This is a genomic window from Nocardia fodinahabitans (assembly GCF_052983615.1).
Window position 1 is genome coordinate 3,082,630 of sequence record NZ_JBRJJC010000001.1, and the last position, 21,977, is coordinate 3,104,606.

General features: G+C 70.7%; 16 protein-coding genes. 10 read left to right on the forward strand and 6 right to left on the reverse strand.

Annotation, left to right across the window (positions count from 1 at the left end):
- Positions 1-52 precede the first annotated feature (52 nt).
- Genes NV348_RS14460 through NV348_RS14475 form a run of 4 tightly spaced genes read left to right on the forward strand, consistent with a single transcriptional unit; the run spans position 53 to position 6,132 of the window.
- The gene (locus NV348_RS14460; RefSeq protein WP_447147415.1) at positions 53-520 is read left to right on the forward strand and encodes a universal stress protein; all 468 of its coding nucleotides are present in this window, start codon (positions 53-55) and stop codon (positions 518-520) included.
- A gap of 57 nt (positions 521-577) precedes the next feature.
- Positions 578-1,705, forward strand: coding sequence for an isochorismate synthase (locus NV348_RS14465; RefSeq protein WP_447147416.1), 1,128 nt, complete (start codon positions 578-580; stop codon positions 1,703-1,705).
- A gap of 55 nt (positions 1,706-1,760) precedes the next feature.
- Positions 1,761-1,931, forward strand: a complete 171-nt coding sequence (locus tag NV348_RS14470) for a DUF2613 domain-containing protein (protein ID WP_218716029.1) — start codon at positions 1,761-1,763, stop codon at positions 1,929-1,931.
- Positions 1,912-6,132 carry an alpha-(1->3)-arabinofuranosyltransferase gene (locus NV348_RS14475; protein WP_447151037.1) on the forward strand — a complete coding sequence of 1,407 codons (4,221 nt, stop codon included), beginning with the start codon at positions 1,912-1,914 and terminating at the stop codon, positions 6,130-6,132. Before NV348_RS14470 ends, NV348_RS14475 begins: the two co-directional genes overlap by 20 nt.
- Before the next feature lie 65 nt (positions 6,133-6,197).
- Here NV348_RS14475 and NV348_RS14480 read toward each other — a convergent pair whose 3' ends face one another.
- Positions 6,198-7,415, reverse strand: a complete 1,218-nt coding sequence (locus NV348_RS14480) for an acyltransferase family protein (protein ID WP_447147417.1) — start codon at positions 7,413-7,415, stop codon at positions 6,198-6,200.
- 146 nt (positions 7,416-7,561) lie between these two features.
- Between NV348_RS14480 and pgfA the strand changes: the two genes are divergently transcribed.
- Complete coding sequence (gene pgfA / locus NV348_RS14485; protein WP_447147418.1) at positions 7,562-8,728, forward strand: cell envelope lipid trafficking protein PgfA; 1,167 nt, start codon at positions 7,562-7,564, stop codon at positions 8,726-8,728.
- Between the two features lie 169 nt (positions 8,729-8,897).
- Here pgfA and NV348_RS14490 read toward each other — a convergent pair whose 3' ends face one another.
- Positions 8,898-10,097: a polysaccharide biosynthesis protein gene (locus tag NV348_RS14490; protein WP_447147419.1), complete on the reverse strand. Its 1,200-nt coding sequence runs from the start codon at positions 10,095-10,097 to the stop codon at positions 8,898-8,900.
- Positions 10,098-10,287: 190 nt separating this feature from the next.
- On the opposite strand from NV348_RS14490, the gene NV348_RS14495 reads away from it, so the two are divergent.
- Together NV348_RS14495 and NV348_RS14500 are read left to right on the forward strand one after the other, a co-directional pair.
- The gene (locus tag NV348_RS14495) at positions 10,288-12,525 is read left to right on the forward strand and encodes an MmpA family trehalose lipid delivery protein (protein WP_447147420.1); all 2,238 of its coding nucleotides are present in this window, start codon (positions 10,288-10,290) and stop codon (positions 12,523-12,525) included.
- 54 nt (positions 12,526-12,579) lie between these two features.
- The gene (locus NV348_RS14500; protein ID WP_447147421.1) at positions 12,580-13,497 is read left to right on the forward strand and encodes a hypothetical protein; all 918 of its coding nucleotides are present in this window, start codon (positions 12,580-12,582) and stop codon (positions 13,495-13,497) included.
- Here NV348_RS14500 and NV348_RS14505 read toward each other — a convergent pair.
- Positions 13,487-14,668 carry a glycosyltransferase family 4 protein gene (locus NV348_RS14505; RefSeq protein ID WP_447147422.1) on the reverse strand — a complete coding sequence of 394 codons (1,182 nt, stop codon included), beginning with the start codon at positions 14,666-14,668 and terminating at the stop codon, positions 13,487-13,489. The genes NV348_RS14500 and NV348_RS14505 overlap by 11 nt on opposite strands.
- A 156-nt stretch (positions 14,669-14,824) precedes the next feature.
- Between NV348_RS14505 and NV348_RS14510 the strand changes: the two genes are divergently transcribed.
- On the forward strand, positions 14,825-15,697 hold the full coding sequence (locus tag NV348_RS14510; RefSeq protein WP_447147423.1) for a class I SAM-dependent methyltransferase: 873 nt from the start codon (positions 14,825-14,827) through the stop codon (positions 15,695-15,697).
- Between the two features lie 435 nt (positions 15,698-16,132).
- Entirely contained in the window at positions 16,133-17,581 is a 1,449-nt protein-coding gene (locus NV348_RS14515) for an aldehyde dehydrogenase (protein ID WP_447147424.1), read from the forward strand.
- Between the two features lie 69 nt (positions 17,582-17,650).
- Here the strand turns inward: NV348_RS14515 and NV348_RS14520 are convergent, their stop codons facing one another.
- Both NV348_RS14520 and NV348_RS14525 read right to left on the reverse strand, forming a co-directional pair.
- Positions 17,651-17,830: a hypothetical protein gene (locus NV348_RS14520; protein ID WP_447147425.1), complete on the reverse strand. Its 180-nt coding sequence runs from the start codon at positions 17,828-17,830 to the stop codon at positions 17,651-17,653.
- Between the two features lie 291 nt (positions 17,831-18,121).
- Entirely contained in the window at positions 18,122-19,072 is a 951-nt protein-coding gene (locus tag NV348_RS14525) for a GlxA family transcriptional regulator (RefSeq protein ID WP_447147426.1), read from the reverse strand.
- Positions 19,073-19,186: 114 nt separating this feature from the next.
- Here NV348_RS14525 and NV348_RS14530 point away from each other — a divergent pair, with 114 nt between their 5' ends.
- On the forward strand, positions 19,187-19,942 hold the full coding sequence (locus NV348_RS14530; RefSeq protein WP_447147427.1) for an HD domain-containing protein: 756 nt from the start codon (positions 19,187-19,189) through the stop codon (positions 19,940-19,942).
- 54 nt (positions 19,943-19,996) lie between these two features.
- Here the strand turns inward: NV348_RS14530 and NV348_RS14535 are convergent, their stop codons facing one another.
- A complete protein-coding gene (locus NV348_RS14535; RefSeq protein WP_447147428.1) occupies positions 19,997-21,829 on the reverse strand; it encodes a phosphoenolpyruvate carboxykinase (GTP) in 1,833 nt (610 codons plus the stop codon).
- Positions 21,830-21,977: the final 148 nt, after the last annotated feature.

The window sequence follows — 21,977 nt, forward strand, 5'->3', positions numbered from 1 at the left end:
CCACCGGGGGTAATCTTTCAGCACAGACGCTGTACCAGCGCAGGAGGTCGTCATGGCTTGCGATCGGATGCTCATCGCCTACGACGGTTCCGAACACGCCAAGCGGGCCATCGAGTACGCGGGCCGCTTCCTCACCGCCGAGCGCGCGATCCTGCTCACCGCATGGGAGCCGATGGTGCGCCAGGCCGCCCGCATCTCCGGGCTGGCCGGGGTGATGCAACCGGAGTGGGTGCCCGACGAGGAGATCGAGGACATCGCCTACACCGATGCCCGCAAGATCAACGCCGAGGGCGTGCACCTGGCCGAACTCGCGGGCATCCACGCCGAACCGCGCACCGCGGAGTGCACGACCACGATCTGGAACGCGATCGTGGACTGTGCCGACGAGCTCGACGTCGACATCATCGTCGCGGGCACCCGCGGCGCCACCGGACTGCGCGCGCTGCTGCACAGCAGCGTGGCCGAGGCGGTGCTCAAGCACGGGCACCGGCCGGTGTTGCTGGTGCCGCCGGAGCACTGAGAGTTCGATCGCTCCCCCGTTCCCGGGCCCGCTCGGCGAAGCTATGGTCGAGACACCATGAACCGATTCCTGCTGGCCCGCCCGGACGGGGTGCTGCGCGCGGCGGGGGTACGCGCGAGCTACCCCGACCCGCGGCAGGCGGTCGACGCGCTGCGCCGGTGGACGGCGCCCGGCAGCGGTACCGGACCGCGACTGATCGTCGGCGCGCTGCCGTTCGATCCGGACGAGCCCGCGGCGCTGTGGCAGCCCGAGACGGCACTGCACACGGCCGGGCCGTGGCGGCCCGCCGCGCTGCCGGAACTGCCCGCGGTCCGGGTCGTCGCCGAGCTGCCCACCGCGGCAGAGCACGTGGCGCGGGTGACCAAACTGGTCGAACTGCTCGGGGATCCGGGCAACGAGCTGCGCAAGGTGGTCGCCGCGCGGACGCTGCTGATCGAGGCCGACGCGCCGCTGGAACCGGAGGTCGTCGCCGGTCAGCTGCTGATCCGGCATCCGAACGCCACCGTGTACGCGGTGGATCTGACGGCCGCCGGGCGACCGGGCGAGACGCTGCTCGGCGCGACGCCGGAGGTGCTCGTCGCGCGGCACGGCACCCGCGTCAGCCTGCATCCGCTCGCGGGCACCCTGCCCCGCCTCGCCGATCCGGCCGCCGACGCGGCACAGGCCCGAGAGCTGCTGTCGAGCACGAAGAACCGCGACGAGCACGGCTACGTGATCGAGTGGATCCGGCAGCGGCTGACCCCGGTCTGCCGCGAGCTGCACATCCCCGACGCGCCCGAACTGCTGAGCACCGAACAGGTCTGGCACCTGGCCACCCCGATCCACGGCGTGCTGCGCGACCCGTCGACCACCGCGCTCGACCTGGCACTGCTGCTGCACCCGACGCCCGCCGTCAACGGGACACCGTTCGCCGCCGCGCTCGCCGCGATCACCGCCGACGAACCCCGCCGCGGCTTCTACGGCGGCGCGGTCGGCTGGTGCGCCGACGACGGCGACGGCGAATGGGTGGTCGCGATCCGCGGCGCCGAGCTCGCGGCCGACGGGCGAACGCTGCGAGCGAGCGCGGGCGGCGGGATCGTGGCGGCCTCTGATCCGGCGGCCGAGCTCGCCGAGACCACCGCCAAATTCCGCACACTGCTCGGCGCGCTACATTGCGGCGTGCCCGAACACCGACTTGGCGGGTGACACCTGCTAGGTTGGCCGAAGTACCACCCCGACGTCGAGCGTATTGGAGTGCGCGATGAAGTTTGCTGTTCCGGCTGTTGCCAGCGCGGTCGGCGGCGCCCTGCTGAGCGCAATCGCCGTCTTCGCGATCACGGCCGCGGTGCAGCAGAACACGGCGCCGGAGATCGACCGCAGCGGTGACAAGGATTCCTCGCTGCTCAACGCTCCTGAATACGGCAGCCGCTGAGTCCGACGCCCGCGCGTCACGCCCCCTAGCGGGGCACCCGGACACGGCTCCACTGGGTTGGCGCTGGTTCGTCGGCACGGTTGTAGCCGCCTTCGTCCTGACGTTCGCGCAGGCGCCAGGACTCACCGTCGCGGACACCAAGTACGACCTCGCCCAGAACCCGCTCGGGTTCCTCGCACGGGCCTCGCACCTGTGGAGCAGTCAGGCTCCGATGGGCCAGGTGCAGAACCAGGCCTACGGCTACTTCTTCCCGCACGGCACCTTCTTCTCCGCCGGTCATCTGCTGCACCTGCCCGCCTGGGTGACTCAGCGCGTCTGGTGGGCGCTGCTGCTGCTGGCCGGGTTCTGGGGCATCGTCAAGCTGTGCGAGACGCTGGGGATCGGCGCGCGAGGCTCGCGGGTGATCGCCGGTATCGCGTTCGCGTTGTCGCCGCGGGTGCTCACCACGCTCGGCTCGATCTCCTCGGAGACGCTGCCGATGATGCTCGCGCCATGGGTGCTGCTCGCGCCCGCCGCCCTCGGGGTCGCGGTGCGGACGAAAGGTGGCAGCCCGCGGCGCGGTGGGGCACTCTCCCCGGCCGGTAGCGCTCTCGCGCTGGCCCTGATGGGCTCGGTGAACGCCGTCGCGACCGTGGCCGCGTTCCTGCCCGCCGCGCTCTGGTGGGCCTCCTATCGGCCGAATCGCCGCTGGTGGCGGTTCACGGCGGCGTGGATTCCGCTGCTCGTGCTGGCGACCTTCTGGTGGGTCGTGCCGCTGCTGCTGCTCGGCAAGGTGAGCCCGCCGTTCCTCGACTACATCGAGTCCTCGGGGGTGACGACCCAGTGGGCCTCGCTGAGCGAGGTGCTACGCGGCACCGACAGCTGGACCCCGTTCGTCTCGCCGGAGCGCATCGCGGGCGCGGTGCTGGTCACCCAGCCCGCCGCGGTGCTCGCGACCGGGCTGCTCGCGGCGGCGGGCATGGCCGGGCTGGCCCGGTCGTCCCTGCCGTACCGGGGCCGGTTCACGCTGATCCTGCTGGTCGGGCTGGCCGGCATCTGCGCGGGCTACGTCGGCGAACTCGGCGGTCCGTTCGCCGAGTCGGTGCGGGTGTTCCTCGACTCCGGCGGCGCGCCGCTGCGCAATGTGCACAAGCTGGAACCGCTGATCCGCCTGCCGCTGGTGATCGGCCTGGCCCATCTGCTCGGCCGGGTGCCGCTGCCCGCCTCGGTGCCGCTGCGCGAGTGGCGCGACGCCTTCGCGCACCCGGAGCGGGACCGGATCGTCGCCGTCGCCGCGTTGATCCTGGCCGCGCTCGCCCTGGCCACCTCGCTGGCCTGGACCGGCAAGCTCGCGCCGCGCGGCGCCTACGACCAGGTGCCGGCGTACTGGACCGACACCGCCGAGTGGCTGGCCAACCACGCCGCCGACACCCGCGCGCTCGTGGTGCCGGGCGCGCCGTTCGGCAGCCAGATCTGGGGACTGACCCGCGACGAGCCCTTGCAGGCCCTGGCCAGTACGCCCTGGGCCGTGCGCGATTCGGTCCCGCTGAATCCGCCGGGCACCATCCGCGCGATGGATTCGGTGCAGCGGCTGATCGCCGACGGCAGGCCCTCGACCGGGCTGGCCGCCACCCTCGCCGATCAGGGCATCGGAATCCTGGTGTTGCGCAACGATCTCGACCCCGAGACCTCCCGCTCGACCCGGCCGATGCTGGCGCACCGGGCCATCGAGGGCTCGCCGGGGCTGACCAAGGTGGCCGAATTCGGCGCGCTGATCGGGCCGCGCGTGGCGGACACGGGCCTGGTCGTCGACAACGACCTCCAGCCCGCGTATCCGGCGATCGAGATCTACCAGGTCGAGGTGCCGCCGCCGGGCACCCCGGTGCAGGTGCGCAGCGGGACCGGCGCGCCGCCGGGATTCCCCGGCGCGTACACCGTGCCGCTGGACGCGGTGCCGGTCGTCCAGGGCGGCCCCGAAGTGCTGGAGCGGATCCGCCGCGACACCGGAAACCCCACGGCCCCCGTACTTCTCACCGCCGACGCCGCGCGCGCAGGCCTGCCGCCGAAGCCGGTCCTGCTGACCGACACCCCGATGGATCGCGAGTCCGATTTCGGCCGGGTCGACAACCACAACTCCGCCGTCCGCGCCGCCGACGACGCCCGGCGCACCCACAACCTGGTGCCCGACTACCCGGTCGACGGCACCCCCCTGGTCCGGGGCGAATGGTCCGGCGCGCAGGTGACCGCGTCCAGTTCCGCCGCCGACGCCACCCAGATCGGCGGCGCCGCGCCCGGCAGCTCCACCGCCGCCGCCGTCGACGGCGACCCGAGCACCGCCTGGATCAGCAACGGCGCCGAATCCGCGCTCGGACAGTGGCTCCGGCTCGATCTGGACCAGCCGATCACCACCGGCTCACTGCGCTTCACCACCACCGCCGCCGCACTGGGCGACCCGGTGAAGTGGGTCGAGGTCCGCACCTCCCGTGGCACGGTGTCGGCGCGGATCACCGAACCCGGTGCGCCGGTGACCGTTCCGCTGCCCGCGGGCAGGACGGACTGGGTGATGGTCACCGCCTCGCGGACCGAAACCGGTACCAGCGGTGGCCAGTTCGGGATCAGTGAACTCACCCTCGACGACTACACCGTGCGGGACGCGCCGGTGCGGGTCGACATCCGGCACCGGATCGTGCTGCCCGACGTCGCGCCAGGCACCACCGTGACCGGCTGGGACCTCGGCCAGGAATTCCCTGGGCGCAGTGCCTGTTTCGACGGCCCCGACCGGGTGCACTGCAGCAGGGGGCTCGGACTGCCCGCCGAGGAGCCCGGCGTCTTCGGCCGTACCCTCGCCGTTGCCGAACCGCTCACCGCCACCACCGACCTGACCGTGCGCACCCGGCCCGGACCGGCGCTCGAGGCCCTGCTCACCGACCACACCCGCCCGGTGGCGCGTGGCAAGGCCGATGTCGGCGACCTGCGCGGCGCGGCCTTCGCCGCCACCGACGGCGACCCGAAGACCACCTGGACCGCGCCGGAAGCCACCGTCCGCGGGCTCGCCGGGGCCAAACCCACCCTGGTACTGGAACTTCCGGAACCCGCCGAGGTCACCGGGCTCGACATCACCACCGCGCTCGGCGGTCTCCCCGCGACCGCCACGGCCGTCGCGGTGAACCTCGGCAACGGTCCGCAGGTCCGCGAACTGCCCGAGCGCGAGCACGGGGAACCCGCGCGGATCTCGCTGTACCCCACCGTCACCGATCGCATCGAGATCAGCATCCAGAGCTGGAACGAGGTGCTCGACCGGACCGCGCTCGGGTTCGTCCTCACCCAGCCGTCCGGCCTGGCCGAGGTGGAGGTGCTCGGGCCCGAGTACCCGGCGCACGCCGCGAACGACCGGCTGGTCACCATCGGCTGCGCGGACGGTCCCGTGATCGCGATCGGCGGCCGCACCGTGCACACCACGATCACCGCCACCGCCGACGAACTGCGTTCCGGCGCACCGGTGTCGGCGCGGGCGTGCGCCGAGGACGCGGCCGATATCGAACTGCTGCCCGGGCATCCCGACCTCACCATCGCGCCGACCGAGCTGTTCACCGTCGACCGGTTGCGGCTGGTGCGCACCGATCCGATCGCGCAGGCATCCGCCGATCCGGGCACGCGACTGCTCGTGCTCCCGCTGAGCACCAATGTCGGCTGGCAGGCGCACACCGCCGACGGGCGCGAGCTGTCGCCGGTGGTCGTCGACGGGTGGCAGCAGGCGTGGGTGGTCCCGGCGGGCACGACCGGGGAGATCACCGTGTCGTTCCCGGCCGACCGCTGGTACCGGCTCGCCATCTTCGGCGGGCTGCTGCTGTTGATTCCGCTGGCACTGCTGGCGATTCCGCGGCGCCGTCCGGTGCCGGATCCCGGTCCGGCGCCAGGGACCTGGGGTCCGCGCTGGATCGGCGCGGTCGGGCTCACCGGGGTGGCTACCGTCGTATCCGGTCCCTTCGGCGCGGTGTGCTCGGTGCTCGCGCTGGCCGGGAGCTGGTACCGGCCCGTGCTGACGGCGCGGGTGCTGCCGTGGGTGGCGGGGCTGGGGACGCTGATCTCGGCGGCCGTGCTGTCGACCGGGACGTGGCGATCGGGGACCACCTACATGGGCGGATCGCTGTGGGCGCAGGCACCCGCTGTCCTCGCGGTCATCGCGGTCGGCATCGCGGCGCTACCGCGTCGCCGGGGCTGACCCTCCCCCGTGAGCAGGCCGCGAAGGCGTGCCGCTCGGTGACCAGGAGCGCTGACCGGCTTCGATCAGCGCGCGCCATCACCGAGATCGGCGTGCTCGCTCGCCGGCACCGACCCGGCCCGCTTGCGGGCGGCGGCCCTCGCCGTGACGGCCTTGTCCCAGCGCCGGGCCAGCCGCCGGGCCGGGTCCTCGATCAGCGCGAAGCTGGCAGCGGCCAGCGGCAGGGTCAGCGCGGTGGTGAGCACGAGGACGTACCCGAAGTGGCCGTTGAACGGCAGCACGCCGAACACCGGGAACACCATGGTGAGCACCACCAGATGCCACAGGAAGATGCCGTAGGACCAGCGGCCGAGGGTGGCCGCGGTGGCCGATTCCAGCCAGCGGTGCGGGCCGGCATCGATCGGGCGCAGGACCAGGGGGGCGAGCAGACCGAATCCGATGATCGTGCCGAGCAGCATCTTCATCGCGTACTGCCAGGGCTGGGCGCGTTCGAGCCCGGCCGGTCCGCCGAACTCGGTCGCCGAGAGCAGGAAGGCGGCCAGCGCCAGCGCCCACATCAGCGGCTGACTCGCGAACGGCCGGTGCCACCAGGTACCGGGGCGCACCTGGTAGATCAGCTCGGCGAGCAGCATGCCCGCGGCGAACCAGGGCAGATAGCCGGGCAGCCAGTTGTCGGAGTGGATAGCGTCGGGGGTCGGCACCGGCCACAGATTCCAGGTCAGGGTCACCGCCATCAGCGCGCAGATCACCGGGACACGCCAGCGCGCCGCCGCGCCGCGCAGCCGCACGATCGCGAAGGCCAGCAGCGGCAGCACCAGATAGAACGCCACCTCCACCGACAGACTCCACATCTGGGTGAGGCCCTCGGTCAGGGTCAGCGGCACGAACACCTGGAGCAGGAACAGGTTCGACACCCACACCCGCAGGTTCGCCGACTGCGCCGCGCCGGGCAGCAGCAACAGCACGAACACCACGACCGCCCAGTACGCGGGCACGATCCGCATCAGGCGATGCAAGAGGTAGCGGGCCGTGCTCGGGGCGGCGCCGAGCCCACGCGCGACCGCCGCGTGCGGGCGCCACAGCAGGTATCCCGACAGCGCGAAGAACACCGCGACCGCCATGTCGAAGCGCTCGAGGATCGGGCCGAGCACCGTGATCCCGCTCGTGCCGGTCTGGAACGCGACGTGGGTCAACAGCACACCGAGTGCCGCCATCCCGCGCATCCCTTCGAGGGCGGGATTGAAGGCGCGAGGCGGTGAAACGGGGGCGGTGGCGGTCGTCATCACGCTCCAGTCTGCCGTGTCGGCGTTTTACCGGGCGCAGCACGGCACACTGTGCGGCCAGGCTGTTAGTGTCGGGGCTCACGAGGGCTTAGGGTGCAATACCAGACCACCGGAGCATCCGTGTTCGAACGACGAGGAGAGTTTGCATGGCACTGAGTGCCGGTACCAGAAGGACGGTCGCCTGCGTGCTCGTGGGTCTGGGCGCGGCATTACTCGTCGCCGCGCTGATGATCCCCACCTACACGGTGAGCAAGGTGGCCAAGACTCCGCTCGACCTCGAGATCACCACGATCGCCGAGAACCAGAAGGGCGAGGACAGCCTCGTCCTCGACTCCAAGTCGCTGACCACCGGCGACGGACCCGCCGTCGTGAACAAGGACGTGCCGCTGATCTCGCAGCGCTTCGTCACCGTCGAGGAACCCTCCGACGCCGACAACATGACGCTGCAGGCAGGCCAGACGCTGCGCCGCACCGACGTGCAGGGCGACACCGGTCTGCTCACCGCGGCCATCGACCGGGTCACCATCTCGCGCACCACCGGCGAGCCGGTCGACACCGAGCCCAACGGCTCGATCGCGGTCACCGTCAACAAGGACGGCAGCGTCATGGAGCCAGTGCAGCACACCGGCCTCGGCTACCGCTTCCCGATCGGCACCGAGAAGAAGACGTACCCGTACTTCGACATCAACGTGCGCAAGTCCTTCGACGCGAACTTCATCGAAGAGACCGAGATCAACAACACGAAGGTCTACTACTTCCAGATGACCGCGCCGGTCACCAGCACCTGGGACGTCGTGCAGTCGCCGACCAACCGGCTGACCCTGCCCGCGTCGAAGTGGGGCGTCACCGATGTGCCGGGCGACACGCCGGTCACCATGACCCGCTACTACACCAACGTGCGTGACCTGTGGGTCGAGCCGGAGACCGGCACCGTCATCAAGGGCGGCGAGTCGATCCACCTGTTCTACGCCCGTTCGGGCGACAAGCCCGAGGTGACCGCGCTCAAGTCGCACATCGTGTTCGACGAGAACACCGTCGAGTCGCAGATCGCGATCGCCAAGGAGAACACCGACAAGCTGTCGCTGTTCGGCCGCGTCGTCCCGATCGTGTTCGGCATCCTCGGTGTGATCGCCCTGATCGCCGGCCTGTTCCTGGGCCTGCGTGGCGGGAACACTCCGCAGCACGCCAGCCCGCGCGGCACCCGTCCGACGCCCGCTCCCACCGCTGCCCCCGACGACGCGCCGACCACCCAGTTCACCCGGGGCGACTACGACGCGCCGACCGAGCAGATCGATATCAACAAGCGTCCCTGAGGGATACCGCTCCCGAGCACGGCCCCGGTCTTCACGACCGGGGCCGTTGTCGTTTCCGCACGTCCGCCGGGTCCCGCGACGTCGTGGCGCGTCGCCGGTGGATTGTCCACAGCCATCCCCCCGGATGTGGATGTCTGTGGGGGTACGCGAGGTGGCAGGCCGAGGACGCTCAGGGAGCGGTGCCGCTGGTGACGGCGGGCGCCTGATCGGGGGTGGTGGCGCGGGCGGCGGTGCGGAGGACGACGACCGCGACGATCAGGGTGGTCACGGCGGCTACCGAGACGGCAGTGGTGATCAGGGCGCCGATGGTGCGGGCGAAGGTGAGCATGAGGGTCACCTCGAGGACCAGGCCGACCCAGGTGACGGCGGCGAGCGCGGTCCGTTCGACGGCGATCGCCGACAGCAGGGCACCTTGCAGGACGGCCAGAATGGCGCCGTGCAGGGCGAACATCCACAGCAGGCCCTGGATCGGGGCATAGTCCTGCCCGGCGAACAGCGGGGCGAGCGGGGCAGCCAGCGCGGCGCCGAGCACCGCAACGACGCCGATGATCGACAGCACCGACAGCGCGTCGCGGATCGCGCGCGCCGAATGCGTCGGCTGGGCCATGCGCGGATACAACACGACGCCGACCGCCTGCGGCAACCAAAACGCGATCTTGGTGGCGATGGTGCCCAGCGAGTAGCGGCTCGCGTCGATGTCGTCGAGCACGATCCGCACGACGATCAGGTCCGCCGACGACAACGCCATCAGCGCCGCCTGCACCTGCACCGCCCGCAGCACCGGCAGCACACCGATCGCCTGCCCCTTCGCCGGGACGGCCGAGTCCGGGTGCGGCGCGTCGCGATCCCGCGCAGTCGATCGGGCGATGCGGCCTGCGATGATCGCGGCGCAGACGATGCCCGCCGCGCCGGCCCACAGGGCACCGGCCGCACCGCCGCCGAGGGCGAGCGCGACCAGCGCGGGCGCGACGCGCGCCGTACCGGCCATCGCGAGCACCGTGGCGAGTGCGCGGAAGTGGTTGCCGCCCTGGAGAATTCCCTGTTCGCCGGAGAGCACGACCAGTGCGGGCGCCGCACCGAGCGCGGCGGCGGCCGCCCACACGCCGACGTGCAGTAGCCCGGCGACCACCGGCACCAGCACCACGGCGACCGCGGCGACCAGCGCGGCACACCGCCACTGCATCGCCCGCACCGCCCGCAGATCCGCGCCGCGTACCACCTCGCGCGCGACCACGTTCTGCATGGCCAGCGCGGGGACGGCGCACAGCAGCTGCACGGCGAGCAGGCTCGCGAACTCGCTGTACCCGGCGACGCCGAGCCAGCGGCCCGCGAGCAGTTGCAGCAGGTACCCGGCGACGTTGGCGGTCATCGCGCCGGCCGTCACCCAGGTCAGGTCAGCAACGACAGGGGGGCGACGGACCGAGGACACGCCTCATCGTCGCACCTCGACGCCCCACGCATCACCAGTACCCCGAAAATGTGAGTCCGACCGGACTCACCTTGGTGCCCGCTGGCCCGCCGGGCCCGTGGACCCTCGACAGAACGTAAGGTGCACTGGCGTGACGGGAGATAGGCGTGCGCGGGCCTGGGTGGCCGGTTATTGCGCACTGCTCGCGCTGATCATCGTCGGACCGCTGGCCGGGTCGGGCTACCTGCTGCTCCGCGATGCCGTGAGCACTCCGCGTTCCTACCTCACCGATTCCGCCCTCGGCCTCGGCGCCGCCGCACCGCGCGCCGTCCCCCAGGACGCGCTGCTCGCCGTGCTGTCCCCGGTGATCGACGGCGGCCTCCTGGTGAAGGCGATCCTGATCGTCGCCCTGTGGGCCGCCGGTTACGGCGCCGCCGTCCTCGCCCGCGAATTCCTCACCGCCTCGACCCCCGCCCAGCTGGTCGCCGCCACCCTCGCCCTCTGGAACCCCTTCGTCGCCGAACGCCTCCTCCAGGGCCACTGGAGCCTCCTCGCCGGCTACGCCGCTCTCCCCTGGACCGCCCTGGCCGCCGCCCGCGTCAGGCAAGCGACCCGGCGCGGTCGCTCGCCCGCCAGCACCGACACCGCCGCGTGCCCGCGACTCCCCGCGGATGCGCGCACCGATCCGGGCACACAGCCACCGGCTGACACCCACGCGGCTACGAGCACACGGGCAGGTACGAACACCTCTCGCAGGGACTCCACCGATATCGCGAGCGGTGATGGTCCGCAGGCCGCCGCGGAGGTGCGCGGCGATGGTGTGGAGGGCGCGAGCAGTGCCAGACCGGTCGGCCGGGCCGAAGCCGGCGGCCGCGAAGGAGCTGCGGCGGTCGGCGCATGGGCGGCGCTGACGGCCGGTTTCGCGGCGGCCGGGCTGACGCCCACCGGGTCGCTGCTGGCCGCGATCATCGGGCTCGCCCTGGTCGGGCGGCGGGCGTTCCTGCCCGCGACGGTCCTGTGGATCGTCACCTGCGCGCCCTGGCTGACAGCGACGGCGCTCGGATCGGGGGCCGAGCCGTCGGATCCGGCGGGCGTGTCGGCGTTCGCGGCCCGTGCCGAACCGTGGCTCGGCACGCTGGGCAGCCTGGCCGGGCTGGGCGGTATCTGGAACAGCGAGGCGGTGCCTGCCACGCGGACGACACCGTTGGCGCTGGTCGGCACCCTGTTGCTGCTCGGCATCGTCGCGCTCGGCGTGCGCGCCGTGTGGGCGCTGGGACGGAACGGCCGGGCACTATTGGTGATCGCGGCGGTCGCGATCGTGCTGCCCGCGCTGGGCGCGACCGGCCCCGGTCTCGCGGTCGGCGAGTGGCTGGTGGTGCACGTCCCCGGTGCGGGCCTGCTGCGCGATACCCAGAAGTACGTGGCGCTGGCGATGCCCGCCTACGCACTGTGCGCGGCAGCCGCGTGCGCGACGGTGCTCGGCTGGGCGCGCCGGACAGCGTGGGCACGACCGGAGCCCAGGGCTGGTGGGACGAACTCGCGGCATGCCGATCCAGGCAACACGAACGTGGCCGAGTCAGCGGTCTCGGACCATGCCGTGCCATCAGACCCGGTCCACGACAGCTCGGCGGACTCGGACACAGCGGGGCCGGCGGACTTGGTCCGAGCAGGGGCCGACTCGGACCGCGCGGAGCCGGGGCACTCGGACAACAGCGTCGTGCCGGTGGCCGATGAGGCACGAATCCGACGTGGAACCTCCACTGTCGCCGCCCTTTTCATCGCACTCCTGATCCTCCCGCTCGCCGACCTGGCCTGGGGAGTGGGTGGTGAGATGCGCCCGGTGCACTATCCGGCGGGGTGGGCGCGGGTCGTCGAGCGCATGGACGCGCCGGGCGATGTCGCCGTCCTCCCGGCCGGCATGTTCCGCCGATTCCCCTACAGCGGAACAGCTCCCGTCCTCGACCCGGCGCCCCGCATCCTCCCGAACGACGTCTTGCAAACCGGCGAGCTCCGAGTCCGCGGCTACGCCGTCAACGGTGAGGGCAACCGGGCCCGCACCGTCGAACAGGCACTACTCCGAGGCGCACCCCCGACCGAACTCGCCGCCCTCGGCGTCGGCTGGATCGTGGTGGAACGCACCACACCCGGCCCCCACGGCGACGCCGAAAAGACCCTCGCAGCCGCGGAATTGGTGTACCAGGACGCCGACCTCGCCCTCTACCGAATCGCGGCCCCGACGCCCCGAGACGTCGCCACGTCCACCCAACGCGCGATCTCCAGCACAGCCCACCTCCTCTGGACTCTCCTCCTCCTGGCAGGCCTCACCACTGCCGCCGTCCTGCGCCCCCGCCAGCGGAGTGTCACCCGGCGCGGCGCGCGCATGTCGTAGAACACGCCCATCGGATAGAACACCAGTGCGATCGACAACCTATGTTCACTCGCTATGGTCAGCTCACAGCATGAGGCGATGCACCGGATCTTCCGGCACGACCCCGGCACCTTCGCCCGGGTCTTCCACGCGCTCGACCTACCCTTCCCCGACCCCCTGGAGGTGGAACATCTCTCAGTCGACCTGACCGAGATCGAACCGATCGAACGGCGCGCCGACACTGTACTGCGGATTACGACCGCGGAGTCCAGCTTCCTGCTGGTCGTGGAAGCTCAGGGCAAGAGGGAGCCAAGCCGCCCGAGCGCTTGGGCGTACTACTTGGCGTTCCTGCACGCCAAGTACTCGATCCCGGCAGTCCTGGTCGTCGTCTGCCGCAGCCAGGCGACGGCCATGTGGGCGCAGGGCCCCCTCTCGCTGGGACACGAGACATGGCCTTGCCTGATGCTCCATCCGTTGGTTCTCGGACCCCACAACGTGCCCGCCGTCACCGACGTCGAGACCGCCTTCACCGATCTGCCGCTAGCCGCTCTATCTGCGATTACGCACGCCACACGTCCTGAGATCGGTGCCATACTGGAAGCGCTTTCCGCGGCGCTGCACCTCGCGGGCGGCCGGGACGACGCGCAGATCTACACCGAACTGGTCGAACTGGGCCTCGGCCGAACCCGAGGCGCCACGATATGGAGGAATCTCATGTCCATAGATCTGTCGTTCTTCCGCTCGGAGACCTCGCAGCGGCTCCGCGAGGAAGGCCGCGAGGAAGGCCGCGAAGAAGGCCGTGAGGAAGGCCGTGAGGAAGGCCGTGAGCAGGGGGTAGCCGACAGCATTCTGCGGATTCTGCGCCGTCGCGGCATCGAAGTCGGCGACGCGGCCGAAGCCAAGATCACCTCATGTCACGATCGCGCGCAACTCGTCGACTGGCTCGATCGGTCGATCACCGCCCGTTCCGTCGACGATATGTTCACAGCGTGACGTGATCGGCCGCCGGCGGTGCGACGAGGCCGGTGACGAAGTCGCCTCGGGCAGCGGCGGCCAGCACGTGGTGGACACCGGAACCCGTTTGCTCCCAGGAGAATTCGCGCGCACGTGCCCGCGCCTTCTCCCCCATCATCAGCCGGGTCTCCGGGTCGGCCAGCAGGTCGGCGGCCGCTTCGGCCAGCGCGGGGGCGTCGTCGACGAGTAGCCCGGTGACGCCGTCGACGATGGAATCGGTGAGGCCGCGCGAGCTGCGGTAGCCGATGGTCGGCACGCCGTGCTGGGCCGCCTCGATGACGGCCAGTCCCCAGCCTTCCTTGCGGGACGGCATCACGTGTACCCACGCGGTCGACAGGATCTCGTGCTTGCGCTGTTCGTCGACGTGGCCGTGGAAGGTGACGGCGTCGGCGATGCCGAGCTCGTCGGCGCAGGCGCGCAGGTTCGGCGCCCACCAGCCGTCGCCGATCACGTCGAGGTGCACGTCGGGGAAGCGCGCGCGCAGGGCGGCGACGGCGGTCAGCGCGTCCTCGATCTGCTTGTGCGGAACCAGGCGGGACAGCACGGCGATGCGCGGATGGGTGGCGCGGGTGCCCTCGGCGCCGGGGACGACCTCGGCTGGCACCGGCTCGGCGCCGTTGCGGACGACGGCGATGCGCTCACGATCCACGCCGAGCACCGCCAGCTCCTCGGCCGAGGGCAGCGACACGGTCAGGTACTGATTGTCGCGGTGCACGCGCGGCGAGAGCCGCGACTCGATCCACCAGCCGATCCGCCCGACCAGCTTGCCCGCGACCGGCCACTGCTCCCGGTGGCCGTGGTGCACCAGCACCACCGAGGGGACGCCGGTGGCGGCGGCGAAAAAGGGAATGCCGTTCTGGGTGTCGATCACGACGTCGGGGCGCACCCCGCGCAGCGGACCGATCCCCAGCCGACCTGCGACGATGGCGGCCAGCGCGCGCGGGTACACGGTGAAGCGACCGCCCGCTCGGCTGATGTCGATGCCGTCGATCCGCTCGCGGCGCGGCGCGCCCGGATAACCGGCCGTCCGCAGGGTGACCTTGATGCCGCGGGCGGCCAGCTGCGCGCCGACCTGCTCCAGGTACCGCTCGCTGCCGCCGCCCTGCGGGTGCCCTGTGTCACGCCAGCACAGCAGGAGGACTTCACGCACGGTCGGGGCTCGCAATCGGGTCGGGTGGAGGACAAAGGTCGGCACCCACCCTAGCGGGTGTGGTCTGCGCGACACATCTGTATCGCCGCGCCCGTCCCGCTGTGTCGGGCCGGACCACGCGATCGGCCCCGGTGCCGCTGCCCATAAACTCTGGCCGTGCCGACCGCATCCCCGCCGAGAACCGAGCAGCCCGTCCAGCGCCGCGACCAGTCCAGGTTCGCGCGCCGCGCGACGCTGCGCCGCTCGCTGCGGCTGCTCACCAGCTTCCGGTTCGAGCAGTCCGACCCGGCCAGGTTCTACGGCGGCATCGCCACCGACAGCGCCGACCTGATCAGCGACTTCTACGCCGACATCACCGGCCGCGACCTCACCGGCACCGTTGTCCTCGACGTCGGCGGCGGCCCCGGGTACTTCGCCGACGAGTTCACCGCGGTGGGGGCACGCTACGTCTCCGTCGAGCCCGACCCGTCGGAGATGCACGCCGCGGGCCTGCGGGTCTCCGGCTCGGTTCGCGGATCGGGGATGGCGCTGCCGTTCCGCGACGACGCCTTCGACGTCTGCTTCTCCTCGAACGTGGCCGAGCACGTGCCGCAGCCGTGGGTGATGGCGGAGGAGATGGTCCGCGTGACCAAGCCCGGCGGCCTCATCGTGTACTCCTACACGGTGTGGCACGGGCCGTTCGGTGGTCACGAGACCGGCCTCTGGCACTACCTCGGCGGCGAGTACGCGGCCCGCCGGTACCGCCGTAAGCACGGTCGTGAACCCAAGAACAGGTTCGGCAGGTCACTGTTCGCGGTGACCGCTGCCGATGGTTTGCGCTGGGCGGCAACGACTTCAGCCGACGTACGGACGGTCTTCCCCCGCTACCACCCGCGCTGGGCGTGGTGGCTGGTTCGAGTTCCGGTGATCCGCGAGCTACTGGTGAGCAACCTGGTGGTCGTGGCCACCAAGGACGATCAGGCCAGCCAGCTCAATCGACGAGACCGGCGGACCGGCTCGGGTAGCGCGGCGGCCCACGGCGATTCCTGAATCGCCAGGCCCACCGTCTCCAGCGTGGTCAGGCCGACCTGATCAGCGAGCGCCCCGACCATCGCGACCGCCTCAGCGGCCTGAATGGCGGCAGTTGCCTGCTCGATCGTGAGTGTGCGGCCCGGGAGGAATGACACAACCCATCCCCCGCTGCCCACACTCTTCGCTTGATGGTCGGTCTGGTCGCTGGTCATCAACGATCGGCCGATCACTTGCACAGCCATGAGTCGGTCTCCCCAATTCGCTGTAAAGGTCTGATGAATCGAGCGAGCTGATCAGTAGCTAAAGCATCCCCTTTTCAACAACAGAACGCAATAGTGCGTTTACCCGAAAAGCGAACCGACAGGTTGGAATTCGCCCTGTTCACAGTCGTTGCGGGACAGCGAATTAGAACGTGTTGCAGACAACCCGGCCACAAAACTGTAACGTGTTCTTATGCACTACGACAGTCTGTTCATCGGCGGGAAGTGGACCACCCCTGCCGGTAGTGACCGCATTTCCGTGGTCTCACCCGCAACGGAGGAGACCGTCGGCAGCGTGCCCGCGGTAACGAAGGCCGATGTGGACGCCGCGGTCGCCGCGGCCCGCGACGCCTTCGACAGCGGACCGTGGCCATCCACACCGCCACTGGAACGAGCAGAGGTGCTCACCAAGGCGGCCCGACTGATCGAGCAGCGTTCGCCCGAGTTGCTCGCCGCACTCACCGCGGAGATGGGCGCGCCTTCGTTAGCCGCCTTGACACTCAACCAGATTCCGGCCGTCGCCGCGCTGGACGCCTGGGCGGCGCTGGCGAAGACGTTCCCGTGGAACGAGACTCGCACCGGCCTGTTCGGAACCTCCCGTGTCTCACGGGAACCGCGCGGCGTCGTCGCGGCGATCACCGCCTGGAATGTCCCGATGTTCCTCGCCGCGAACAAGCTCGGCCCCGCCCTGCTGGCCGGCTGCACCGTGGTGCTCAAGCCCTCACCGCTGACCCCGCTGACGGCCAACCTCATCGCCGACATCTTCACCGAGGCCGGGCTCCCGGACGGCGTGCTGTCCGTGCTGCCCGCCGACGCCGCGGAGAGCGAGTACCTCGCCGGCCACCCCGGCGTGGACAAGGTGACCTTCACCGGCAGCACCGCGGTCGGCCGCAAGCTGGCCGCGATCGCGGGCGAGCAGCTCAAGACCGTCTCGCTGGAGCTCGGCGGCAAGTCGGCCGCCATCGTGCTCGAGGATGTCGACCTGGCCGCGAGCATTCCCGTGCTGGCGTTCTCCGGGTTGATGAACAGCGGCCAGGGCTGCGTCGCGCAGACCCGAATCCTGGCCCCGCGCAGCCGCTACGACGAGATCGTCGACGCGCTGGTCGCCCACGTCAAGACCATGCAGACCGGCGATCCGGGCGATCCGGCCACCCAGCTCGGCCCGCTGATCAGCGAGAAGCAGCGCGAACGGGTGGAGAGCTACATCGCCAAGGGCAAGGAAGAGGGCGCGCGGCTGGTCCTCGGCGGCGGCAGGCCCGCCGGCGTCGAGCGCGGCTGGTTCGTCGAGCCGACGATCTTCGCCGACGTCGACAACTCGAGCACCATCGCCCAGGAGGAGATCTTCGGCCCGGTGCTCTCGGTGATCCCGTACGACACCGAGGAGGAGGCGATCGCCATCGCGAACGACTCCGACTACGGCCTGGCCGGTTCGGTGTGGACCACCGACATCGAGCACGGCGTCGAGGTCGCGGCGAAGGTGCGCACCGGCACCTACGCCATCAACTGGTACGCCTTCGACCCCACCGCGCCTTTCGGTGGGTACAAGAACTCGGGCATCGGCCGCGAGAACGGCCCGGAGGGCCTGGACGCGTTCTGCGAGCAGAAGTCCGTGCTGATGCCGATGGGCTGGACGCCCGCATAATCGGTCGGCGCCCGGAGGCGGCAGCCTGCGTCACCACGTAGGGCGCCCGAGCATGCCGATCGAGCCCGACTAGTTCTCCGGCATCTGCACCCGCAGTACCGGCTGTCCGGCCACCTGACCGCGGGGTGGCAGGTCGACCACGTCGACCTGCCACCCCGGCGGCAGTGCGCGCTGCAAACGTCCCGCCACCCGTTGCAGCGGTGTGCTCGAGTAGGTGTCGGATCCGTATCCGGTCACCACATCGGTCATGCGTGAACCACCTCTCAGCGTCGATCTCATCGGGCCCGCATCGGCGGTGCTGGAGTCTCGAAAGGGAGTTAGCTCGGATGGTGCGACGTACGGAGGAGCCTGACCAGGAATATAGGTCACGACTCCCGCCCAACGGCAGCGACCCTCTGACATCGACAGATGTACCCAGAATCGAGCCGGGGAAATCGTCGGCGACGCACTCTGTTCGGAAACTCATAGTTCGCTTGTCCAGTTCATCACCGCCCAACGCCCCGGAAGCCGCGGCGAATTCGGCTCACCGACGGAACCGGGTCAGTGCCGGAGCGAGCGCCGATACGCCGAGGGCGTGAGCCCGGTGGCGGCGCGCAGGTGATCACGCAACGCCGTCACACTGCCGAACCCCGCGCGCTGCGCGACCGTCTCGACCGGCAGCTCGGTGCGCTCGAGTAGTTCGCGTGCCCGCCCGAGCCGTTGCGCGTCGAGCCAGGCGCCCGGGGTGGCGCCGACTTCGGCCTTGAAGCGGCGGATGAACGTGCGCTCACTCATCAGCGCGTGCCCCGCGAGCGCCGAGACATCGCTGGCGGCTTCGGGATTCGCCGTCGCCCAGGTCAGCGTCGCGGCCAGACCGCCGTGCGGATCAGGTCCGCCCATCGGCTGCGGGATGAACTGAGCCTGGCCGCCCTCGCGATGCGGCGGCACCACATTCCAGCGGGCCAGGTCGGCGGCGGCCGCCGCGCCGAGTTCCCGGCGCACCAGGTGCAGGCACAGATCCAGGCCGGCGGACAGGCCCGCCGAGGTGAGGATGTCGCCGTCGTCGATGTAGAGAGCGGTGGGGTCGAGCTTCACCGCCGGGTAGAGCTCGGCGAACTGGTCGCAGTAGCCCCAGTGGGTGGTGGCCGGGCGGTCGTCGAGCAGGCCCGCCTGAGCCAGGACGAACGCGCCGATGCAGATGCTGGCGATCGTCGCGCCGCGCTCCGCCGCCGCGCGCAGGGCGTCGAGCACGGGCTCCGGCGTGGGCAGGGTCGGCAGGCCGATGCCGGGGACGACGATCAGATCGGCCTCGGCCAGGAGTTCCAGGCCGTGTTCCACCCGCAGGTCGAAGCCGTTGGGCGTCCACACCGGGCCCGGCCGGACGCCGCAGGTGCGCATCGCGAAACCCAGCGGCTCGCCCGTGACGCCGGGTCCGTGCCGGAACGCCTGCACCGCGCAGGCCAGGTCGAACGTCATCACCCCGTCCAGTGCCAGCGCCGCGACCTCGATCATGCCTCCAGTTTGGCACGTATCCACGCAATGCTGGCATTTCCGCCACTTCACCGGCTCGATCCGCTCCGCGACACTCGACGGACACCGCGAAACACGCGTCGGAGGAGATCGACCATGCTCACCGTGACACCCGCCCTCGACTGGGACTGGGCCACCCACACCGGCGGGAATCTCACCGCCGCCCAGCGCCGGGCCCTCACCGCCGGCTTGCTCCGCACCGCGCCGGCACTGGTGCCGGGCCGGATCCGGCAGGCGCTCGGCCGTCGCGGCTCGGGGCGGCTGGCGCTGGCCGAGCTGCGCCTGCCGGACACCGCGCTCGCCCGTGCTGCCGAAGCCGAGGCGCGCGACCAGCTTTCGGACACGATGCTGGCGCACTCGTACCGCACTTATTTCTTCGCCCGCGCGCTCGCCGAGCTCGACGGCGTCGGCTACGACGACGAGATCGGCTACGTGGCCAGCCTGCTGCACGACCTCAAGCTCGAAACACCCACGCCGGGTCGGTGTTTCGCGGTGGTCGGCGGCGAGACGGCGAACGCGTTCGCGGTACGGCACGGCGCGCCTGCCGAACGCGCCGAGGCGATCGGCGCGGCCATCGCGGCCCACCTCAACCCGGACGCGGCCGGAAACCTCGGCGATCCAGGCGGTTTCGTCTCCGCCGGTGCCTCGGTGGACGTGCTGGGCCGACGACTGTCCGACCTCGACGCCGGCTTCGTCGACGACCTGCTCGTCCGGCACCCGCGCCAGGACTTCAAGCGGCACCTCATCGCCTGCTTCACCGCCGAGGCCGCCGCCGTCCCCGACGGCCGCATCCACTGGCTCAACGGCACCGGTTTCCTGCAGCTGATCAAGCTGGCGCCGTTCGCCGAATAGACGAGACCGCCCGTACCGAATCCGGTACGGGCGGTTCGCTGTTGAGGGGGCGAATCAGCCCAGGCGCTCCTTGAGGGCCTCGAACTCGTCGCGCACGCCCGAGGGCAGCCGGTCGCCGACGAACTGGAACCACTCCTCGATCGACGGGATCTCGTTGCGCCACTCGTCGACGTTCACCGCGAGGGCCTCGTCGACATCGGCGACGACCACGTCGAGGCCTTCCAGGTCGAGGTCGGCGGCCGACGGGACGTTGCCGACCGCGGTCGCCTCGGCGCCCGAACGGCCCTCGATGCGGCCGACGATCCACTCCAGCACGCGGGAGTTCTCACCGAATCCGGGCCACAGGAAGCGGCCGTCGCCGCCACGACGGAACCAGTTGACGTAGAAGATCTTCGGCAGCTTGTTCGCGTCGGCGTTCTTGCCGAGGTTGATCCAGTGGTTGAGGTAGTCGCCCACGTGGTAGCCGAGGAACGGCAGCATCGCCATCGGGTCGCGGCGGACGGTGCCGACCTTGCCCTCGGCGGCGGCGGTCTGCTCGGAGCCCATGGTGGCGCCCATGAACACGCCGTGCTCCCAGCCGAACGACTCGGTCACCAGCGGGACGGTGGTCTTGCGGCGACCGCCGAACAGGATCGCCGAGATCGGCACACCCTGCGGGTCGTCCCACTCGGGGGCCAGGATCGGGCACTGCGACATCGGGGTGCAGTAGCGCGAGTTCGGGTGCGCGGCCAGGGTCTCCGACTCGCGGAGGTTCCAGTCGTTGCCCTTCCAGTCGATCAGGTGATCGGGCTCGCCTTCGAGACCCTCCCACCACACATCGTTGTCGTCGGTCAGGGCGACGTTGGTGTAGACGGTGTTGCCCGCCTCGATGGTGGCCATCGCGTTGGGGTTGGAGCTGTGGTTGGTGCCCGGCGCGACGCCGAAGAAACCGAACTCCGGGTTCACGGCGTAGAGACGGCCGTCCTCGCCGAAACGCATCCAGGCGATGTCGTCGCCCAGGGTCTCCGCGCGCCAGCCCGGGATGGTCGGCTGGATCATCGCCAGGTTGGTCTTGCCACAGGCGCTCGGGAACGCGGCGGCGACGTAGTAGTTCTTGCCCTCGGGCGAGATCAGCTTGAGGATCAGCATGTGCTCGGCCAGCCAGCCCTCGTCGTGGGCCATGGCCGAGGCGATGCGCAGCGAGTAGCACTTCTTGCCGAGCAGGGCGTTGCCGCCGTAGCCGGAACCGAAGGACCAGATCTCGCGGTCCTCGGGGAAGTGGGTGATGTACTTGGTGTCGCTGCACGGCCACGGCACGTCGGCCTGACCCTCGGCGAGCGGGGCGCCCACCGAGTGCAGCGCCTTCACGAACGGCTTGTCGGTGCCCAGCTTGTCCAGCGCGGCCTGGCCCATGCGGGTCATCACGCGCATCGACACGACGACGTACTCGGAGTCGGTGATCTCCACGCCCAGCTTGGGGTCCTCGGCACCGAGCGGGCCCATGCAGAACGGCACCACGTACATGGTGCGGCCCTTCATCGAGCCGCGGTACAGCTCGGTCATGGTGGCGCGCATCTCGGCGGGGTCGACCCAGTTGTTGGTCGGACCGGCGTCGGCCTCGGTCTTGGAACAGATGTAGGTGCGCGACTCGACGCGGGCGACGTCGGACGGATCCGACAGCGCCAGGAACGAGTTCGGCTTCTTCTTCTCGTCGAGCTTCTTGAAGGTGCCCGCCTCGACCAGCTGGGTGGTCAGGCGATCCCATTCCGCGTCGGAGCCGTCGGCCCAGACCACGCGATCCGGCGCGGTGAGCTCTGCGACTTCCTGTACCCAGGCGAGCAGTTCACTGTGCTCGGTCGGCGCGGTGCCGTCGGATCCACGAAGACCAGGAATGGTCGCTGAGGTCATGAAAACTCTCCTGAGATGGGCGGTTCTTCGATGCGAAGTCCATCGATCGCCACCGGGCGGGAAGGCGTCCGCAGCGAACCAACCACCGCACAACCCCAAATGGACGGCGTACAGCGACGTCCATGGACGGAGGCCGCACATCGACTGG